Origin of the sequence: Mesorhizobium sp. M4A.F.Ca.ET.022.05.2.1 (genome assembly GCF_003998845.1) — a bacterium.
Lineage (GTDB): Bacteria > Pseudomonadota > Alphaproteobacteria > Rhizobiales > Rhizobiaceae > Mesorhizobium.
Map to the genome: position 1 here is coordinate 1 of NZ_RZOJ01000041.1, position 17,628 is coordinate 17,628.

Below are 17,628 nucleotides of genomic sequence, written 5' to 3' on the forward strand. Positions count from 1 at the left end.
ATCCGGAAGTGCGCGCCGCCTATCTCGAAGGCGGCCACCACTGAGTTTGGAGCGGAATGTGTGCGTCCGGTATTCCGCTCCAAGTTGTTTGATTGTCGCATGACCTTTGCCCGAAAAGTCTGCAACTTTTCGGGATCATGCTAGGGAGACTTCATCATGCAGGGCATTCTCTACGAGGAACCCTCGATCTTCCAGTTCTTCTTCGTCACCTGCCTGCTCGGCGGCTGGGCCGCCTGGATGACCGGCAAGGCCAGCGCGCAGACATGGCGCAGCTTCTTCCAGCTCTTCCTCTACATGCTCGGACTGGGCATCGGCATCAGGTTCATCCATCACGCGCTGTTCGACGGCACGATGTTCTCGCTGCATTACTATATCGTCGACACCATCGTGCTGATGATACTGGGCTTCGTCGGCTATCAATACACGCGTACCAACCAGATGGTGACGCAGTATAATTGGCTCTACGAAAGAGCCTCGCTATTGAGCTGGAAGCCGAAAGGCTGACGTTCATGATTAACGTCGTCTCGGGGATGAAACGGCGTGACAAGTGCCTGAAAATCGGCAAACTATGCTTTCTGCGATAAGGGTGGGCATCGCATGAAAGTATCATCCACGCCCACTCCGTAAATGGGAGCGTTTATATGAAAAAGTCACTCTTGTCCGCCGTGGCTCTGACCGCGCTCGTCGCGTTCAGCGGTAGCGCGTGGGCTGACATCCTGATCGGCGTCGCCGGTCCGATCACCGGCCCGAACGCCGCCTTTGGCGCGCAGCTGCAGAAGGGCGCCGAGCAGGCCGCCGCCGACATCAACGCGGCGGGCGGCATCAACGGCCAGCAGATCAAGCTCGAGATCGGCGACGACGTGTCGGATCCGAAGCAGGGCATCTCGGTCGCCAACAAGTTCGTCGCCGACGGCGTCAAGTATGTTGTCGGTCACTTCAACTCGGGCGTCACCATCCCGGCCTCGGAAGTCTATGCCGAGAACGGCATCCTGGTGATCACGCCTTCGGCCACCAACCCGCAGCTGACCGAGCGCGGCCTGTGGAACACCTTCCGCACCTGCGGACGCGACGACCAGCAGGGCAAGGTCGCCGGCGACTATCTCGCCAAGAACTTCAAGGACGCCAAGATCGCCGTCATCCACGACAAGACGCCTTACGGCCAGGGCCTCGCCGACGAAACCAAGAAGGCGCTCAACGGCAACGGCGTCACCGAAGCCCTCTATGAAGGCATCAATGTCGGCGACAAGGACTTCTCGGCCCTCATCGCCAAGATGAAGGAAGCCGGCGTCTCGGTCGTCTATTATGGCGGCCTGCACACCGAAGCGGGCCTGATCATGCGCCAGCTCGCCGACCAGGGCCTCAAGGCCCAGTTCATGTCGGGCGACGGCATCGTGTCGAACGAGCTCGCCTCCATCGCCGGCGACGCCGTCAACGGCACGCTGATGACGTTCGCTCCGGATCCGCGCAAGAACCCGAACGCCAAGGAACTCGTCGAGAAGTTCCGCGCCGCCGGTTTCGAGCCTGAAGCCTATACGCTCTACTCCTACGCCGCTCTGCAGATCGTCGCCGCCGCCGCCGCCAAGGTCGGCTCCGCCGACGACGCGCAGAAGGTCGCGGAAGAGATCAAGAAGAGCGGCCCGTGGAAGACCGCGATCGGCGACATCGGCTATGATGCCAAGGGCGACATCACCCGCCCCGACTACGTGCTGTACACCTGGAAGAAGGGTGACGACGGCAAGTACACCTACTTCGAGCAATAAGCCGACGAACGTCTGAAATCCGGAAATGCCCGGCGCGAAAGCGCCGGGCATTTTTGTTTTGCGGGCCTTTCGTGCGCCGATTGGCGGCTCTGGCGCAAACAAACGATTTAAATCGGTTTAGATGTCGCGCGATTTAGTTTGCGCTGCAGCATTTTCACGCTAATCATTGCGCCAGCCCCCATCCTCTCCGTCCCTGGAGCCCAGTCCTTGGCCATCACGAAGATCCTCGTCGCCAACCGGTCCGAAATCGCCATCCGCGTCTTTCGTGCGGCCAATGAGCTTGGCCTCAAAACCGTGGCGATCTGGGCCGAGGAGGACAAATATTCGCTGCATCGCTTCAAGGCCGATGAAAGCTACCAGGTCGGGCGCGGGCCGCACCTTGCCAAGGACATGGGGCCGATCGAGAGCTATCTGTCGATCGACGAGGTGATCCGTGTCGCCAGACTTTCGGGCGCCGACGCCATCCACCCCGGCTACGGCCTGCTGTCGGAAAGCCCGGAGTTCGCCGAAGCTTGTGCCGCCGCAGGCATCACCTTCATCGGCCCGAAGCCGGAGACGATGCGCCGGCTCGGCAACAAGGTCGCGGCGCGCAACCTGGCGATCGAGGTCGGCGTGCCCGTGGTGCCCGCCACCGATCCGCTGCCGGACGACATGGAGGCGGTCAAGGAACTCGCCAAGACGATTGGCTATCCGGTGATGCTGAAGGCCTCGTGGGGTGGCGGCGGCCGCGGCATGCGCGCCATCCGCGCGGAAGCCGATCTCGCCCGCGAGGTGATGGAAGGCAAGCGCGAGGCCAAGGCCGCCTTCGGCAAGGACGAGGTCTATCTCGAGAAGCTGATCGAACGCGCCCGCCATGTCGAGGTGCAGGTTCTCGGCGACGGCCAAGGCAACGCCGTGCATCTGTTCGAGCGCGACTGCTCGATCCAGCGCCGCAACCAGAAGGTCGTCGAGCGTGCGCCGGCGCCTTATCTGAGCGAAGCGCTGCGCCAGGAGCTGTGCGGCTATGCGCTGAAGATCGCCAACGAGACCAGCTATATCGGCGCCGGCACGGTCGAGTTCCTGCAGGACGCCGACACCGGCAAATTCTACTTCATCGAGGTCAATCCGCGCATCCAGGTCGAGCACACGGTCACCGAGATGGTGACCGGCATCGATATCGTCAAAGCGCAGATCCACATCCTCGACGGCTTCGCCATCGGCACGCCGGACTCGGGCGTGCCGGCACAGAAGGACATCAGGCTGAACGGTCACGCGCTGCAGTGCCGCATCACCACCGAGGATCCGGAGCACAATTTCATCCCGGACTATGGCCGCATCACCGCCTATCGCGGCGCCACCGGCTTCGGCATCCGGCTTGATGGCGGCACCGCCTATTCGGGCGCCGTCATCACCCGTTTCTACGATCCGCTCTTGGAGAAGGTGACGGCGTGGGCGCCGACGCCGGCCGAGACGATCGCGCGCATGAACCGGGCACTGCGCGAGTTCCGCATCCGCGGCGTGGCGACCAACCTCACCTTCCTCGAGGCGATCATCAATCACCCGAGCTTCGCCGACAATTCCTATACGACCAAGTTCATCGACACGACGCCGGAACTGTTCCAGCAGGTGAAGCGGCAGGATCGCGCCACCAAGCTGCTCAACTATCTGGCCGATGTCAGCGTCAACGGCCATCCCGAAACGCGCGGCCGGCCGATGCCCAAGGCCGATGCCGCGGCGCCCATCGTGCCCTATCTCAACGGCAAGGTGCCGGGCGGCAGCAAGCAGCGGCTCGACGCGCTCGGCCCGGAGAAATTCGCCGCCTGGATGCGCGCGCAAACCCAGGTGCTGGTCACCGACACGACGATGCGCGACGGCCACCAGTCGCTGCTCGCCACCCGCATGCGCACGCATGACATCGCCGGCATTGCCGGCACCTATGCGCGGGCGCTGCCGCAGCTACTGTCGCTGGAATGCTGGGGCGGGGCGACCTTCGACGTCGCCATGCGCTTCCTCACCGAAGACCCGTGGGAGCGGCTGGGCAAAGTGCGTGAGGCGGCACCCAACCTTCTCTTGCAGATGCTTTTGCGCGGCGCCAACGGCGTCGGCTACACCAACTATCCCGACAATGTCGTGCAGCATTTCGTCCGCCAAGCGGCTGCCGGTGGCGTCGACCTGTTCCGCGTCTTCGACTGCCTGAACTGGGTCGAGAACATGCGCGTCGCCATGGACGCGGTCGGCGCCGAGGGCAAGCTGATCGAAGCGGCGATGTGCTACACCGGCGACATACTCGATCCGGCAAGGGCCAAGTACGACCTCAGATACTATGTCGGACTGGCGAAGGAACTCGAGGCTGCCGGCGCCCACATCATCGCCGTCAAGGACATGGCCGGGCTCTTGAAGCCGTCGGCGGCGCGCGTGCTGTTCAAGGCCTTGCGCGAGGCGACCGACCTGCCGATCCATTTTCATACGCACGATACGTCCGGCCTTTCGGCGGCCACCGTGCTGGCGGCGGTCGAGACCGGCGTCGATGCCGTCGACGCGGCAATGGATTCCTTCTCCGGCAACACCTCGCAGCCCTGCCTTGGCTCAATCGTCGAGGCGCTGAAGGGCACCGAGCGCGATCCCGGCCTCGATCCGCAATGGATCCGCAAGATCTCGTTCTATTGGGAAGCTGTGCGCAACCAGTACGCGGCCTTCGAAAGCGACCTCAAGGGGCCGGCCTCGGAAGTCTACCTGCACGAAATGCCCGGCGGGCAGTTCACCAACCTCAAGGAACAGGCGCGCTCGCTCGGCCTCGAAACGCGCTGGCACGAGGTGGCGCAGGCTTATCACGACGTCAACCTGATGTTCGGTGACATCGTCAAGGTGACGCCGTCGTCCAAGGTGGTCGGCGACATGGCGCTGATGATGGTGAGCCAGGATCTGACCGTCGCCGATGTCGAGAACCCGGCACGCGATATCGCCTTCCCGGACTCTGTGGTCTCGATGCTGCGCGGCGATCTTGGCCAGTCGCCCGGCGGCTGGCCGCCGGCGCTGCAGAAGAAAGCGCTGAAGGGCGACAAGCCGATCACCGCGCGGCCAGGCTCGCTGCTGAAAGCCGCCGACCTCAAGGCCAGCCGCAAGGAGATCGAGGGAAAGCTTGAGCGGAAGCTCAGCGAATATGAATTCGCCTCCTGGCTGATGTACCCGAAGGTCTTCACCGACTTCGCCGCGGCGCAGGAAACCTACGGGCCGGTCAGCGTCTTACCGACGCCGACCTACTTCTACGGCATGAAGTCGGAAGACGAGATCTTCGTCGACATCGAGAAGGGCAAGACGCTGGTGGTGCGCTGCCTTGCCATCGGCGACGTCGACGAGAAGGGCATGGTCACCGTGTTCTTCGAGCTCAACGGCCAGCCGCGGCGCGTCAAGGTGCCGGATAGGGCGCATGGCGCGTCGGCGGCCAAGGCGCGCCGCAAGGCGGAACCGGGCAACGAGGCGCATGTCGGCGCGCCGATGCCGGGCGTGGTCTCGGCTCTTGCCGTTGCCGCCGGCCAGGCGGTCAAGGCCGGCGACGTGCTGCTTTCGATCGAAGCGATGAAGATGGAGACGGCGCTGCATGCCGAGCGCGACGGCGTGGTCGCCGAAGTGCTGGTCAGGGCCGGCGACCAGATCGATGCCAAGGATCTGCTGATCGCTTTCTCGTGACAATGATCGAGGCTGTGAATGGCGGCTGACAGCAGCCCTTCATGCCGCACCGATAATGTCTTGACCCGCCGCGCCTGCTCGGGCATCGAACCCGCTCCAATTTGCCGGCCGGCCTTCGCGAGTCGCCGGTAGCCAAACGACGCGGAGAGAAAAATGGCCGACGATATCACCGAGACCAGCCAGACTGTTGCCGCCGGCCAGCTGCGTGCCTTCATCGAGCGCATCGAGCGGCTCGAGGAAGAGAAGAAGACGATTTCCGACGACATCAAGGACGTCTTCGCCGAGGCCAAGGGCACCGGCTTCGACACCAAGGCGATGCGCACCATCGTCCGGCTGCGCAAGAAGGACCAGGCGGAGCGCCAGGAGGAAGAGTCCATCCTCGACCTCTACAAAGCCGCGCTCGGTATGGTCTGAGACCGGCCCCGGTTCGCTTAGCAATTCTTTCGGACTGACGCAGGCGAGGCATCTGGAGCCTCGCCTCGTAGCTTGCACGCTTTAGCCTGGAGGCACTGCCGCGCGCGATAGCTGGCGGAGCGACCTCGGCTATACGGACACGTCCAACACGGCCAAGAACGATGCGGCGTTCTATATCGATGCCTCGGCGTCCTATGATTTCGGCGCCATCGACAAGAAATATGACGGCATCACGGCAGCCTTGCCTGTCCGCAACATCGCCAATGCCCGCGCGACAGTTTGCAACGAGGGCTATTGCTATCTCGGCCAGGTCCGCAACATGACGGCATCGCTGACATACCGCTGGTAGTTTGCGGTGCCCTGACGGGGTGTGTCAGTTGCCTTCAGGCAGGGCGGTGTGATGTAAGACGGCCTCGTGGAGGCTGCAGCGAGCATCGGACCATGAGCGAATTCGACTTTGGTGGCCGCCGCGCCTCGGAATTCCGCCAGCGCGGCTTCTGGACGCTGTTCGCCGAGCGGCATCCTGAGGAAAGGGCCACGCTGGCGCGCCGCGGACCCTGGTTCTGGCAGCGTGGTCTGCCGGATTTCGCACTGGTCCTTTCCATGTATGTCGCGCCGGCGCAGAACCATGTCGGCGTCTTCTTCGGCCGCAACGAGAAGTTCGGCGCCACCGAATCGTGGTCGCGGTTGAAGCCGTTCCAGCCGGCGATTGAAGGCAGGCTGAGACTCAGGCCCGAACAGAGTTGCGAGGGCCTCGGCATCAATTCGATGTGGCGGGTGAATTGCTATGCCGAGGACAATTGGCCGGCGATGGCCGACTGGCTGGTGACGGAATGCTCGCGCTTTGAGCAGGCCGTCGTCGTGGTGCTCGGGGAAACCCGGCCCTAGGCCCGACGGTCGTTCGCTCTCCCCACTTGCCTGCTGTTCAGTTTGGCCCGGACCCGTCGCGGCCGATTTCGTCCAGATGCTGCTGCAGCGCCAGTTTGTCGAGCGAACCCATCGGCAGGTTGGTGAACACCGCGATACGGTTGCTCAGCATGCGATAGGCTTCGGCGAAGGCGAGATGCTGCTCGGCTTCGGTACCGGATGCCTTGGCGGGGTCCGGCACCGCCCAAAGCGCCGTCATCGGATGGCCGGGCCAGATCGGACAGCTTTCATTCGCCGTGTTGTCGCAGACGGTGAAGACGAAGTTCATCTCCGGCGCGTCAGGTCCGGAAAACTCCTCCCAGCCTTTCGACCGGGCGAAGGAGGTGTCGTATTTCAGGCTTTCCAGCAGCTGCAGCGCATAGGGGTTGACCGTTCCTTTCGGCTGCGAGCCGGCAGAATAGCCTTTGAAACGACCGGCGCCGACGCGGTTCAGGATGGCCTCCCCCATGATCGACCGGGCCGAGTTCGCATTGCAGAGAAAAAGCACATTGTAGACATGATCGCTCAATTTGAACTCCTCCATGCTGGCGCTGCAAAATGACTGACTGGCAATGCGGAACACAGGTTTCCGGCCCGCTTGAGCATAGATGCCAGATTTCCGTGTCATATTCGCGTCACATGTTGCGGGGGCTTGCTTTGACGGCAGGCTCCGGCATTTTCGAAGCGGCATGATCGCAAGCGGAGCCCAACCGATGGACGAATCGCATCCGGCCCGCACGGCGCCCAGCAAGTTTGGTGGCCTAGCCGGCTTCTTCCGCTCGCGCTGGCAGGGCCGGGTGCCACTCGACCGGCTGTTCTGGCGCGACATGGTGCTTGTCGGCACGGCTATCAACATCGCATCGTCGGTGCTGGCGCTCATCCTGCTCGGGCTGAAGCTGCCGCTTTGGCTGGTTCTGGCCGTGCATTTCACGCTGGTGCCCTACAATCTCTTCCTGACCTTCGCCGTCTGGCGAACCGCGGAAAAGTCAGGCGGTGGCAAGGCGTCGCTGATGATGCTCGGCTCGGCGCTGTGGCTGATTGCGACGGTCGTGGCTTGAAACGAAAAAGGGCGGCCGGAGCCGCCCTTTGCAGACCAGAAGTTGGGACGGTCGCTCAGGCGGCCGGCTCGAATTTCAGCGCCACGCCATTGATGCAATAGCGCAGGCCGGTCGGCGGCGGGCCGTCCTCGAAGACATGGCCGAGATGGCTGCCGCAGCGCGAGCAGTGGCATTCGGTCCGCACCATGCCATAGCTGCGGTCGACCGTGGTCTCGACCGAGCCCGGCACCGGATCGCTGAAGCTCGGCCAGCCGGTGCCGCTCTCGAACTTCAGCTTCGATTCGAACAGCGGCTGGTCGCAGCCGACGCAGGAAAAGGTGCCGGCGCGCTTCTCATAAAGCAGGGCGCAACTGCCGGGACGCTCGGTGCCATGGTTGCGCATGACGGCATACTGCTCGGGCGTCAGCCTGGCGCGCCATTCGGCATCGGTGCGGGTGACGGGATAGGCGTGGGTGTCCATGAAGATCTCCTCGGCCTTGGCGGCTCGTTGTTGGTTGGCATGTCGTATTCGCACGAAGATAGGTGTTTGTTACAGCTCTGCCTACCACCGGCCTGCGCTGGAGCTAGTGCCTGCGCGAAAGCTGTTTCGTCGCCGCTTCGAGCCCGGCAAGCGTCAGCGGAAACATGCGGCCGCCGAAGATGTCGCGGATCATCCCGATAGAATGGGTGTAGCCCCAGTTCTTCTGGCTTTCAGGGTTGAGCCATATCGCATTCGGCCATTGCTGCAGCAGGCGGCCGAGCCAGACGCCGCCGGCCTCCGGGTTCCAGTGCTCGACCGAGCCGCCGGGATGGGCGATCTCGTAGGGGCTCATCGAGGCATCGCCGACGACGATCACCTTGTAGTCAGGACCGTATTTGTGGATGAGGTCGAAGGTCGGGATCGTCTCGGCCAAGCGGCGGCGATTGTCCTTCCAGACGCGCTCGTAGAGGCAGTTGTGGAAGTAGAAATATTCGAGCTGGCGGAATTCTGCGCGGGCGGCGGAGAACAGCTCCTCGAGGCTCCTGATATGATCGTCCATCGAACCGCCGACATCGAAGAACATCAGAAGTTTTACCGCGTTGCGTCGTTCCGGCCGCGTCTTGACGTCGAGATAGCCATGCTCGGCGGTGGCGTGGATGGTGCCGGGCAGGTCGAACTCCTCCTCGGCGCCCTCGCGCACCCAGCGGCGCAGCCGCTTCAGCGCCACCTTGATGTTGCGGGTGCCGAGCTCAACGCCGTCGTCGAAATTCCTGAATTCGCGCTTATCCCAGACCTTCACCGCGCGGCGGTGGCGGCTCTCGTGCTGGCCGATGCGCACGCCTTCCGGATTGTAGCCATAGGCGCCGAAGGGCGAGGTGCCGCCAGTGCCGATCCACTTCGAGCCGCCCTGGTGGCGGCCCTTCTGCTCCTCCAGCCGCTGCTTCAGCGTCTCCATCAGCTTCTCGAAGCCGCCCAGAGCCTCGACCTGCTTTTTCTCCTCCTCGGTCAGGTGCTTCTCGGCGAGCCGGCGCAGCCATTCCTCGGGGATGTTGGCGACCTCGACGGCGTCCGGCCCGCCAAGCGCCTCGACGCCCTTGAAGATATGCGCGAACACTTGGTCGAAGCGGTCGATATGGCGCTCGTCCTTCACCAGGGCCGCGCGGGCGAGGTAATAAAAACCCTCGACATCATAGTCGACCAGCCCGGCTTCCAGCCCCTCCAGCAGCGACAGATATTCCCTGAGCGAAACGGGAACCCGCGCGACTTTCAATTCGAGGAAGAAGGGGAGGAACATGCGGCCATCTATAGCAGATCGTATTCGATGAAGCCCGTCCGCCGTGCCACATGGTCGTAGAGCCGGCGCGCGGTGGCGTTGGTCTCGTGCGTCATCCAGTAGACGTTCTTCACCCCGATCTTGCCGGCCTCGTCCTGCACCGCCTTGATCAACGCGGCGCCCACGCCCTTGCCGCGCACGCCCGGGTCAGCGAACAGGTCCTGCAGGTAGCAGTTGTTGACCAGCGACCAGCAGGAGCGGTGGTAGATATAATGGGTGAGACCCACCGCCTTGTCGTCCAGCGTGGCGATAAAACCTTTCGGCTCGAACTCGCCTTCCGTGAACAGCCGCTTCCAGGTCAGGGCGTAGACCTCGTCCGGCAGCGTGGTCTCGTAGAAGGTGAGGTAGGCGGTCCACAGGCGCCGCCAGTCGGCATGATCTGACTGCGCGAGCGGGCGGATGGTGATCTCGGACATCGAATGCTCTCCGTTTTCTTGCGCTGTAGCTTGGGCAATGTCCGCTAGCGCGGCAAGGGTCCACGGCGAGCAACCGCCTAATCCTGCTCTTAACCACTAGGCTCCAGGCAGAAGCTGGCTGGCAAAGACCTCAAAGCGGCTGACCTCTTCGAGAGATTCAACGGAGTATGGTTGAGACGTATCGATCTTCGCGATCAACCGACCGTATTTGTCTTGGCTTTGGGACAGGGCCAAGCAACGGATGTCGCCGGATCTCGGATAGATGCAATTCGCATCCAGCCATTCTGACGAAACAAGGCTCTGCTTTTCATGGAAGCGCCATAGCCGGCCAAACCGATCGCTGAACTCAAACTCAACGATTCCCGGCTGCGGCTCGTCATCGACCCAGCGTGTTATGGAGACAACCAACACTACATGTTCAGGCACGGCTTTACCCCTGCCGTCGCGCCATGAAGGCCAGGCGCTCGAACAGATGCACGTCCTGTTCGTTCTTCAACAGCGCGCCGTGCAGCTTCGGCAGCATGTTCTTGGGGTCGGCGCGCAGGTCTTCCGGCGCGATGTCGTCGGCGACCAGCAGGCGGATCCAGTCGAGCGCCTCGGAGGTCGACGGCTTCTTCTTCAGGCCCGGCACGTCGCGGATCTCGTAGAACTGGGTGAGCGCCGCCCGCACCAGGTTCTGCTTGATGCCCGGATAGTGGACGTCGACGATGCGGTGCAGCGTCTCGATGTCGGGGAAGCGGATGTAGTGGAAGAAGCAGCGGCGCAGGAAGGCGTCCGGCAGTTCCTTCTCGTTGTTGGAGGTGATGATGACGATCGGCCTCAGCGCCGCGCGAACTGTCTCGCCGGTCTCGTAGACGAAGAATTCCATCCGGTCGAGTTCCTGCAGCAGGTCGTTGGGGAACTCGATGTCGGCCTTGTCGATCTCGTCGATCAGCAGCACCACCTTCTTCGCCGCGGCAAAGGCATCCCAGAGCTTGCCGCGCTTGATGTAGTTCCTGATGTCGCTGAAGCGGTCGTCGCCGAGCTGGCTGTCGCGCAGCCGTGAGACGGCATCATATTCGTAGAGGCCCTGCTGCGCCTTGGTGGTCGACTTGACGTTCCATTCGATGAAATCCAGCCCGAGCGCCGCCGCCACCTGGCGGGCCAACTCCGTCTTGCCGGTGCCCGGTTCGCCCTTGACCAGCAAGGGCCGCTCCAGCGCGATCGCCGCGTTGACCGCAACCATCAGATCCTTGTCGGCGACATAGGCCGCGGTGCCTTCGAAACGCATTTTTGCTCCCTGGTTCGTCCGGGCCGACCGTAAGGACGCGACCTCGACAGCGCAAGGCGCGGCAGCGTCGCAACGCCAGGCCCGGGTTTGCTGGCCAGCGTTGTGCGAAAGATCCCGTTTCTCTGGCGCTCGGCCAGCCATCGGCCTATATTGGCTTTGGCGGTCTGCGCTTCCCGGCAGGAGAAACTTATCCCCGGGGCCTTATCGATCCTTAGGGAGCTGTCCCTGGGAAGACCCGTGGGTTTTCTCACACGGCGCCCACCTACTTTGTAGGCACCCGGGATCGACCTCTCCACCGGTTGCGTGGATCGTCACTCACCGAATTTTGGGATAAGCGGTAGAAAACGTCGCTCCTGCAACGCCGCCTCGCTGCGGCCTTTTCTAGCGTCCGCACATGACCTCTTCCAAAGACCTGAAAAAACATCTGCGCAAGGAAGCACTGGCCCGCCGCGACGCGCTCGACGAATTCTGGCGGGTGGAGATCGCGCTCGAAATGGCCGAGACGGCGCGCGACCAGATCGCCGTCGAGCATGGGCAGATCGTCTCCGGCTTCTGGCCGATGCGCTCGGAAGTCGACGTGCGGCCGCTGATGTTTGCGCTGCGCGAAAAGGGCGCAAGGCTCTGTCTGCCGGCCATCCTCGACAAGAGCACAATCGTCTTTCGCGAGTTGGTGCGTGGCGCGCCGATGGTCGAAATGGGCTTCGGCACGGTCGGTCCGCATGAGGAGGCGGCGGTGCTCGATCCGTCCGTCATGCTGGTGCCGCTCGCCGCCTTCGACGCGCGCGGCCATCGCATCGGCTATGGCGCCGGCTACTACGACCGTGCGATCGGCAAGCTGGCCGACAAGGGGTTGTCCCCCAGGCTGATCGGCATCGCCTTCGACTGCCAGGAGGTGGCACAGGTCCCCGATGAGAACCACGATGTGATCATCCCGGAAATACTCACCGAGAGCGGGTTGCGCCGGTTCACGCCGGAATTGTAGAAAAGCGTCTGAGAACGCATGATCTTTTGCGGAAAGTCATGCAGCTTTTGCTTGGCGGACTTTCAGCGCGGGATCGTATGAGACTTTTCTTCCTCGGCGACATGGTCGGAAAAACTGGGCGCACGGCGGTGTGGGAACAACTGCCGGGCCTGATCTCGGACTTCAAGCTCGACTTCGTCATCGTCAATGGCGAGAACGCCGCCGGCGGCTTCGGCATCACCGAGGAGATTTTTCGCGAGACGCTCGCCGCCGGCGCCGATGTCGTGACCACCGGCAACCATGTCTGGGACCAGCGCGACGCGCTGGTCTTCGCGCCGCGCGAGGAGCGCTTCCTGCGTCCGTCCAATTTCCCAAAGGGCACGCCGGGGCGCGGCTCCGGCGTCTACATCGCCAGGAACGGCGCGCGCGTGCTGGTCGCCAACATCATGGGGCGCGTCTTCATGCATCCCGAGCTCGACGATCCGTTCCAGGCCGGCGAGCGCGAGCTTGCCGCCTGTCCGCTCGGCGAGCAGGCCGATGCGGTGGTCATCGATTTCCACGCCGAGGCAACGTCGGAAAAGATGTGCTTTGCGCATTTCGTCGATGGCCGCGTCAGCCTCGTCGTCGGCACCCACACGCATCAGCCGACCGCCGACCACCAGATCCTCAATGGCGGCACAGGCTATATGTCGGACGCCGGCATGTGCGGAGATTATGATTCCTCGCTCGGCATGGACAAGGAGGAGCCGCTCAACCGCTTCCTGTCGAAAGTGCCGAAAGGCCGCTTCGAGGCGGCAAACGGTCCGGCGACCTTGTGCGGCGTCGGCGTCGAGATTTCCGACCGGACAGGGCTGGCGGAGAAGATCGCGCCGTTTCGTCGCGGGCCCAGGCTGGAAGAAACCGCGCCGTCCTTCTGGTCGTGACATTGATATGAGCGGCGTCAGTACCTAACTGGCGGCGACACCTGCTTCAGATCGTAGAGGGGACGACCTCCATGCAGCTCATCGAATTCCTGGCGCCGCACTTTGCCTTTGTCTCCGACCCGACCGCCTGGGTCGCGCTGCTGACGCTGGTGGTGCTGGAGGTCGTCCTCGGTATCGACAATCTGATCTTCATCTCGATCCTGACCAACAAATTGCCCGCAGGGCAAAGGGCCCGCGCGCGCCGGCTCGGCATCTCGGCGGCGCTGATCATGCGGCTAGTGCTGCTCGCCACCATCTCGATCATCGTCCAGCTGACGACGCCGGTGTTCACCGCCCTTGGCCACGGCTTCTCCTGGCGCGACCTGATCCTGATAGCCGGCGGCCTGTTCCTGGTATGGAAGGCGACCAAGGAAATCCACCACACGGTCGATCCCGAGGACCACAAGGACACGATGCTCGGCGAGACGCTGCAGATATCGCTCGCCGGCGCCATCTTCCAGATCCTTTTGCTCGACCTCGTGTTCTCGATCGATTCGATCATCACCGCCGTCGGCATGACCGACGAGATCGCCATCATGTACATCGCCGTCATCGTGGCGGTGAGCGTGATGATGCTGGCGGCCGGTCCGCTTGCCGATTTCATCGCCAAGAATCCCAGCATCGTCATGCTGGCGCTCGGCTTCCTGCTGATGATCGGCATGACGCTGATCGCCGACGGCATGGGCTACCATGTGCCCAAGGGCTACATCTACGCGGCGATGGGCTTTTCGGCGCTGGTCGAGGGGCTCAACATGCTGGCGCGGCGGCGCAAGAAGGCAAGGTCCGGCGAAGGGCATTGAGCATGGCAGCCCGCCCGGCGGCGGGCGGTCCCCTTCCCGGCTGCCTCGGGCCTATTTGCTGTCCGAAGTCGGTAGCTCACCACGCATTTCGCTGGGGTAGAACCCTTCACGCAGGTTGATGCCGTACTCGACATAGGCCTTCATGCAGGCGAGCATCTGTGACCAGCCCTCGCAATTGCCATAGGATGATTTGCGGCCGGCCTCATCCTCACGCCATCCGCTTTCGGCGATGGTGACGAAGGTGCCGCCGTCCTCCAGCGGCTCGAAGTTCATCTCGATCGTGGTCTTGTAAGCCGGCACTACGCCGGGGCCGCTGCCATCCCAACGCAGCAAAATGCGCTTGTTGGGAACCACCTCATCGACCTCCACCGGCACGGTCTTCCACCAGGTCACGGTGGTGCCGGCGACCAGTGGGGCGCTGGCGCCGCCAAGGGTGGTGAAATAGCCGCTCAGCTTGCCCGGATTGGCGACTGCGTCGAAGACCTCGGCGACCGGCTTGCCGATGCGACCGGAAACCCTGAATCCAAGAGACATATCCACAGCTCCTTCCTTGCTCGTCTCGACGATATGTTATAGAATTATAACATGTCAAGCCGATCGCGAGACGACAATGTTTTCAAGGCGCTGGCGCATCTGCGCCGGCGGGAATTGCTGGATCGGCTGAAGGATGCGCCGCTCACCACAGGCATGCTGTGCGAGGCCTTCCCCGACATGGACCGGTGCACCGTCATGCTGCACCTCAAGGTGCTGGAGGAGGCCGAGCTCGTCGTGGCGAAGCGCGAGGGGCGCGAGCGTTGGAACCATCTCAACGCGCTGCCGATCAAGCAGATCCATGACCGCTGGATCAGCCAGTATGCCGGCCATGCGCTAAGCATCATCGGCCGGCTGAAGTCCGATCTGGAGCACTGAAGGCCGGATCGATCGGATCCGCGCGCGCCCCTTTACCACGCGCGGCTGGACGAATTGAGCCGATTTATCTATAAGCCGGCCATTCCGAGAGAGCGCCGTATGCCTTGCAGGCGTATCAGGGACGTTCTGAAATTTTGAATTCGAGCATTTTGCGAAGAGCAAGGTCACTGCACCTGGCTTCAGGATGCTCTAGCCGAAAACGACAGGGGTGCCATGGCTGGCCATTCACAGTTCAAGAACATCATGCACCGCAAGGGCCGCCAGGACGCGGTGCGGTCGAAAATGTTTTCCAAGCTGGCGCGCGAAATCACCGTCGCCGCCAAGACCGGCACGCCGGACCCGGCGATGAACCCACGGCTGCGCCTTGCCGTGCAGAACGCCAAGGCCGTCTCGATGCCGAAGGACAACATCCAGCGCGCCATCAACAAGGCTTCGGCCGGCGACGGCGAAAACTACGAGGCCGTGCGCTATGAGGGCTACGGCCCGGGCGGCGTGGCGCTGATCGTCGAGGCGCTGACCGACAACCGCAACCGTTCGGCTTCGAACGTGCGCGCCGCCTTCACCAAGGCCGGCGGGGCGCTGGGCGAAACCGGCTCGGTGTCGTTCATGTGGAACCGCGTCGGCGAGATCTATTATCCGGCATCGGCCGGCAACGCCGACAAGGTCATGGAAGCGGCGATCGAAGCCGGCGCGGACGACGTCGAATCGGACGAGGAAGGCCACACCATCTACTGCGCCTTCGAGAATCTCGGCGACGTGTCGAAGGCGCTGGAAGCCTCGCTCGGCGAGGCGGAATCGGTGAAGCCGATCTGGCAGCCGCAGAACAACGTTCCGGTCGACGAGGAACGCGCGCAGTCGCTGATGAAGCTGGTCGCCACGCTCGAGGACGACGACGACGTGCAGAGCGTCTACGCCAATTTCGAGGTCGACGACGAGACCATGGCCAAGCTCAGCGCGGCCTAAGTCCGAAATATGAGCGAAGCTCAACCTGATATGAGCGACAAGCCGCTGCCTACCGTCCGCATCACCTATTGCACGCAGTGCCAGTGGCTGCTCAGAGCCGGCTGGATGGCGCAGGAGCTGCTCTCGACCTTCGGCACCGATCTCGGCGAGGTGACGCTGGTGCCGGGCACCGGCGGCATCTTCAGCATTTCCTGCAATGACACGCTTGTCTGGGAGCGCAAGCGCGACGGCGGCTTTCCGGACGCCGCGAAGCTCAAGCAACTGGTCCGCGACGTCATCGACCCGGAGCGCGATCTCGGCCATGCGGATCGCAAAGGTGATAAAAAAGACCCGGCTTGAGCCGGGTCTTTTGTTTGTGCCTTGCGCTTCTCAAAGCATCGACAGGATGAAACAGGCCATCGACACGATGGCCGTGATGGTGCGGACGTGGTTCCACATCACCCATTGGCTCAGATGGTTCGCCCACACGGCGGCGCCGTTGGCGCTCGCCGGGTCGACGGCGGCGAGCGCGTCGTTGAGCGGCACGTTGAAGACCATGGTCACGATCGGGTTGCCGACGAAATAGATCACGGCGCCGGCAAGCAGCCAATACGTGCCCGACTGGGTCCAGCCCAACAGCGCGGCGGCAATCAGCCCCAGGCAGATGAGGCCGGTGCCGAACAGGGCCGTCATGAACGTCGGGGTGATCACCGTGACGTTGATCGAATTCATCGCCGCGATGCCGCTTGGGACGGGCAGCCGGGCAAGCGCCGCCATGACGAAATTGGAAAAGGCGAAGAAAACGCCACCGACGACGCCGGAGCCGATCGCGGCAATGAAGGTGAGGGTGGGAAGAAGTTTCATCATCTCAATTGCTCCAGATGCCGCTGGCGGCGGTTTCGGTTGCATAAGCGGAAAAGTCCTTCGGCTGGCGGCCGAGCGCGCGCTGCACGCCGTCGGCCAGCGTCTCGTTGCGGCCGTCGAGCACCTTCGTGAAGAGCTCGTCGAGCAGCCAGCCGAATTCCGGCGGCAAATTGTGCGCCGCCACAGCCTCGGTGAATTCGGCATGTGAGATCTGCTGGTAACGGATGTCGCGGCCGGCGGCCTTGCCGATCTCGGCGACGGCGTCGGCGAAGCTCAACAGGCGCGGGCCGGTGAGCTCGTAAAGCTGGCCGATATGACCTGGCTCCGTCAGGACGGTTGCGGCGACGTCGGCGATGTCGTCGACTTCGACGAAAGGTTCACCGACATTGCCGACCGGCAAGGCGACCTCGCCCTCGAGGATAGACTCGATCAGGAAGCCCTCGCTGAAATTCTGCGAGAACCAGGCGCAGCGCAGGATGGTCCAGTCGGCGCCGGAGGCCTTCAACATCTCCTCGGCGCGCTGGGCTTCAGGCTCGCCGCGACCGGAGAGCAGCACCAGGCGCTTGACGCCGCGTTCGACGGCAAGCCGGGCAAACGCCTCGACGGTTTCGGCGGCGCCCGGCACGGCGATGTCTGGATAGTAGCTGATGTAGACGGCGCCGACGCCGTCGAGCGCACGGCCCCATGTTCCTTGTCCAGCCAGTCGAAGGGTGGCGTGCCAGCGCGGGAGCCGATGCGCACAGGAATTTTCCTGGCGATCAGCCGTTCGGCCAGGCGCTGGCCGGTCTTGCCGGTGCCGCCCAGGATCAAAATAGGTTTCGCAGTCATCTCGATCTCCTCGGTTTACAAATATGAGTAATCCTCACATTTGCAAAACGTGATAAACCCTCGTATTTTGTGAGTCAAG

20 protein-coding genes, 1 other RNA gene and 2 pseudogenes are annotated in these 17,628 nt (G+C 63.0%); 14 read left to right on the forward strand and 9 right to left on the reverse strand.

Going from position 1 to position 17,628, the window contains the following annotated elements:
- Positions 1 to 156 precede the first annotated feature (156 nt).
- The 6 genes and pseudogenes from EN745_RS07390 (at position 157) to EN745_RS07415 (ending at position 6,728) form a co-directional block, all read left to right on the forward strand.
- A complete protein-coding gene (locus EN745_RS07390; RefSeq protein WP_126057825.1) occupies positions 157 to 504 on the forward strand; it encodes a DUF6867 family protein in 348 nt (115 codons plus the stop codon).
- A gap of 137 nt (positions 505 to 641) precedes the next feature.
- A complete protein-coding gene (locus EN745_RS07395; RefSeq protein WP_126057826.1) occupies positions 642 to 1,760 on the forward strand; it encodes a branched-chain amino acid ABC transporter substrate-binding protein in 1,119 nt (372 codons plus the stop codon).
- A gap of 207 nt (positions 1,761 to 1,967) precedes the next feature.
- The gene (pyc, locus tag EN745_RS07400; protein ID WP_126057827.1) at positions 1,968 to 5,426 is read left to right on the forward strand and encodes a pyruvate carboxylase; all 3,459 of its coding nucleotides are present in this window, start codon (positions 1,968 to 1,970) and stop codon (positions 5,424 to 5,426) included.
- A 153-nt stretch (positions 5,427 to 5,579) separates the two neighbouring features.
- Positions 5,580 to 5,840, forward strand: coding sequence for a DUF2312 domain-containing protein (locus tag EN745_RS07405; protein WP_126057828.1), 261 nt, complete (start codon positions 5,580 to 5,582; stop codon positions 5,838 to 5,840).
- 133 nt (positions 5,841 to 5,973) lie between these two features.
- Positions 5,974 to 6,189: pseudogene (locus EN745_RS07410) on the forward strand (hypothetical protein); the annotation flags it as partial.
- A gap of 92 nt (positions 6,190 to 6,281) precedes the next feature.
- Complete coding sequence (locus tag EN745_RS07415; protein ID WP_126057829.1) at positions 6,282 to 6,728, forward strand: hypothetical protein; 447 nt, start codon at positions 6,282 to 6,284, stop codon at positions 6,726 to 6,728.
- A gap of 37 nt (positions 6,729 to 6,765) precedes the next feature.
- Here EN745_RS07415 and EN745_RS07420 read toward each other — a convergent pair whose 3' ends face one another.
- Entirely contained in the window at positions 6,766 to 7,275 is a 510-nt protein-coding gene (locus EN745_RS07420) for an arsenate reductase ArsC (protein WP_189347377.1), read from the reverse strand.
- A 184-nt stretch (positions 7,276 to 7,459) separates the two neighbouring features.
- Between EN745_RS07420 and EN745_RS07425 the strand changes: the two genes are divergently transcribed.
- A complete protein-coding gene (locus tag EN745_RS07425; protein ID WP_126057831.1) occupies positions 7,460 to 7,804 on the forward strand; it encodes a hypothetical protein in 345 nt (114 codons plus the stop codon).
- A gap of 55 nt (positions 7,805 to 7,859) precedes the next feature.
- Here EN745_RS07425 and msrB read toward each other — a convergent pair whose 3' ends face one another.
- The 5 genes from msrB to EN745_RS07450 form a co-directional block, all read right to left on the reverse strand.
- On the reverse strand, positions 7,860 to 8,264 hold the full coding sequence (gene msrB / locus EN745_RS07430; RefSeq protein WP_127420900.1) for a peptide-methionine (R)-S-oxide reductase MsrB: 405 nt from the start codon (positions 8,262 to 8,264) through the stop codon (positions 7,860 to 7,862).
- 103 nt (positions 8,265 to 8,367) lie between these two features.
- Positions 8,368 to 9,558, reverse strand: coding sequence for a VWA domain-containing protein (locus EN745_RS07435; RefSeq protein ID WP_127405413.1), 1,191 nt, complete (start codon positions 9,556 to 9,558; stop codon positions 8,368 to 8,370).
- Between the two features lie 8 nt (positions 9,559 to 9,566).
- The gene (locus tag EN745_RS07440; protein WP_126057834.1) at positions 9,567 to 10,013 is read right to left on the reverse strand and encodes a GNAT family N-acetyltransferase; all 447 of its coding nucleotides are present in this window, start codon (positions 10,011 to 10,013) and stop codon (positions 9,567 to 9,569) included.
- Positions 10,014 to 10,109: 96 nt separating this feature from the next.
- Positions 10,110 to 10,439, reverse strand: coding sequence for a hypothetical protein (locus EN745_RS07445; RefSeq protein WP_127420901.1), 330 nt, complete (start codon positions 10,437 to 10,439; stop codon positions 10,110 to 10,112).
- Between the two features lie 4 nt (positions 10,440 to 10,443).
- Positions 10,444 to 11,283, reverse strand: a complete 840-nt coding sequence (locus EN745_RS07450; RefSeq protein WP_126057836.1) for a MoxR family ATPase — start codon at positions 11,281 to 11,283, stop codon at positions 10,444 to 10,446.
- 158 nt (positions 11,284 to 11,441) lie between these two features.
- Here EN745_RS07450 and ssrS point away from each other — a divergent pair.
- From ssrS to EN745_RS07470, 4 genes are all read left to right on the forward strand, one after another.
- A non-coding RNA gene (ssrS, locus tag EN745_RS07455) (6S RNA) lies at positions 11,442 to 11,597 on the forward strand.
- 80 nt (positions 11,598 to 11,677) lie between these two features.
- Positions 11,678 to 12,265 carry a 5-formyltetrahydrofolate cyclo-ligase gene (locus tag EN745_RS07460; RefSeq protein ID WP_126057837.1) on the forward strand — a complete coding sequence of 196 codons (588 nt, stop codon included), beginning with the start codon at positions 11,678 to 11,680 and terminating at the stop codon, positions 12,263 to 12,265.
- A 77-nt stretch (positions 12,266 to 12,342) separates the two neighbouring features.
- Complete coding sequence (locus EN745_RS07465) at positions 12,343 to 13,167, forward strand: YmdB family metallophosphoesterase (RefSeq protein ID WP_126057838.1); 825 nt, start codon at positions 12,343 to 12,345, stop codon at positions 13,165 to 13,167.
- Positions 13,168 to 13,238: 71 nt separating this feature from the next.
- Entirely contained in the window at positions 13,239 to 14,006 is a 768-nt protein-coding gene (locus tag EN745_RS07470) for a TerC family protein (protein WP_126057839.1), read from the forward strand.
- A gap of 51 nt (positions 14,007 to 14,057) precedes the next feature.
- On the opposite strand, the gene EN745_RS07475 is transcribed toward EN745_RS07470, so the two are convergent.
- Positions 14,058 to 14,540 (reverse strand): SRPBCC domain-containing protein, encoded by a 483-nt coding sequence (locus EN745_RS07475; protein ID WP_126057840.1) that lies wholly within the window; start codon positions 14,538 to 14,540, stop codon positions 14,058 to 14,060.
- 51 nt (positions 14,541 to 14,591) lie between these two features.
- Here EN745_RS07475 and EN745_RS07480 point away from each other — a divergent pair, with 51 nt between their 5' ends.
- From EN745_RS07480 to EN745_RS07490, 3 genes are all read left to right on the forward strand, one after another.
- On the forward strand, positions 14,592 to 14,915 hold the full coding sequence (locus EN745_RS07480) for a helix-turn-helix transcriptional regulator (protein WP_127420902.1): 324 nt from the start codon (positions 14,592 to 14,594) through the stop codon (positions 14,913 to 14,915).
- A 213-nt stretch (positions 14,916 to 15,128) separates the two neighbouring features.
- On the forward strand, positions 15,129 to 15,878 hold the full coding sequence (locus tag EN745_RS07485) for a YebC/PmpR family DNA-binding transcriptional regulator (protein WP_126057842.1): 750 nt from the start codon (positions 15,129 to 15,131) through the stop codon (positions 15,876 to 15,878).
- A gap of 30 nt (positions 15,879 to 15,908) precedes the next feature.
- Positions 15,909 to 16,217 (forward strand): SelT/SelW/SelH family protein, encoded by a 309-nt coding sequence (locus EN745_RS07490; RefSeq protein WP_245455343.1) that lies wholly within the window; start codon positions 15,909 to 15,911, stop codon positions 16,215 to 16,217.
- A gap of 30 nt (positions 16,218 to 16,247) precedes the next feature.
- Here the strand turns inward: EN745_RS07490 and EN745_RS07495 are convergent, their stop codons facing one another.
- Both EN745_RS07495 and EN745_RS07500 read right to left on the reverse strand, forming a co-directional pair.
- Complete coding sequence (locus tag EN745_RS07495; protein WP_126057844.1) at positions 16,248 to 16,724, reverse strand: DUF1772 domain-containing protein; 477 nt, start codon at positions 16,722 to 16,724, stop codon at positions 16,248 to 16,250.
- 1 nt (position 16,725) lies between these two features.
- Positions 16,726 to 17,549 (reverse strand): annotated as a pseudogene (locus EN745_RS07500) (NAD(P)H-binding protein).
- Positions 17,550 to 17,628: the final 79 nt, after the last annotated feature.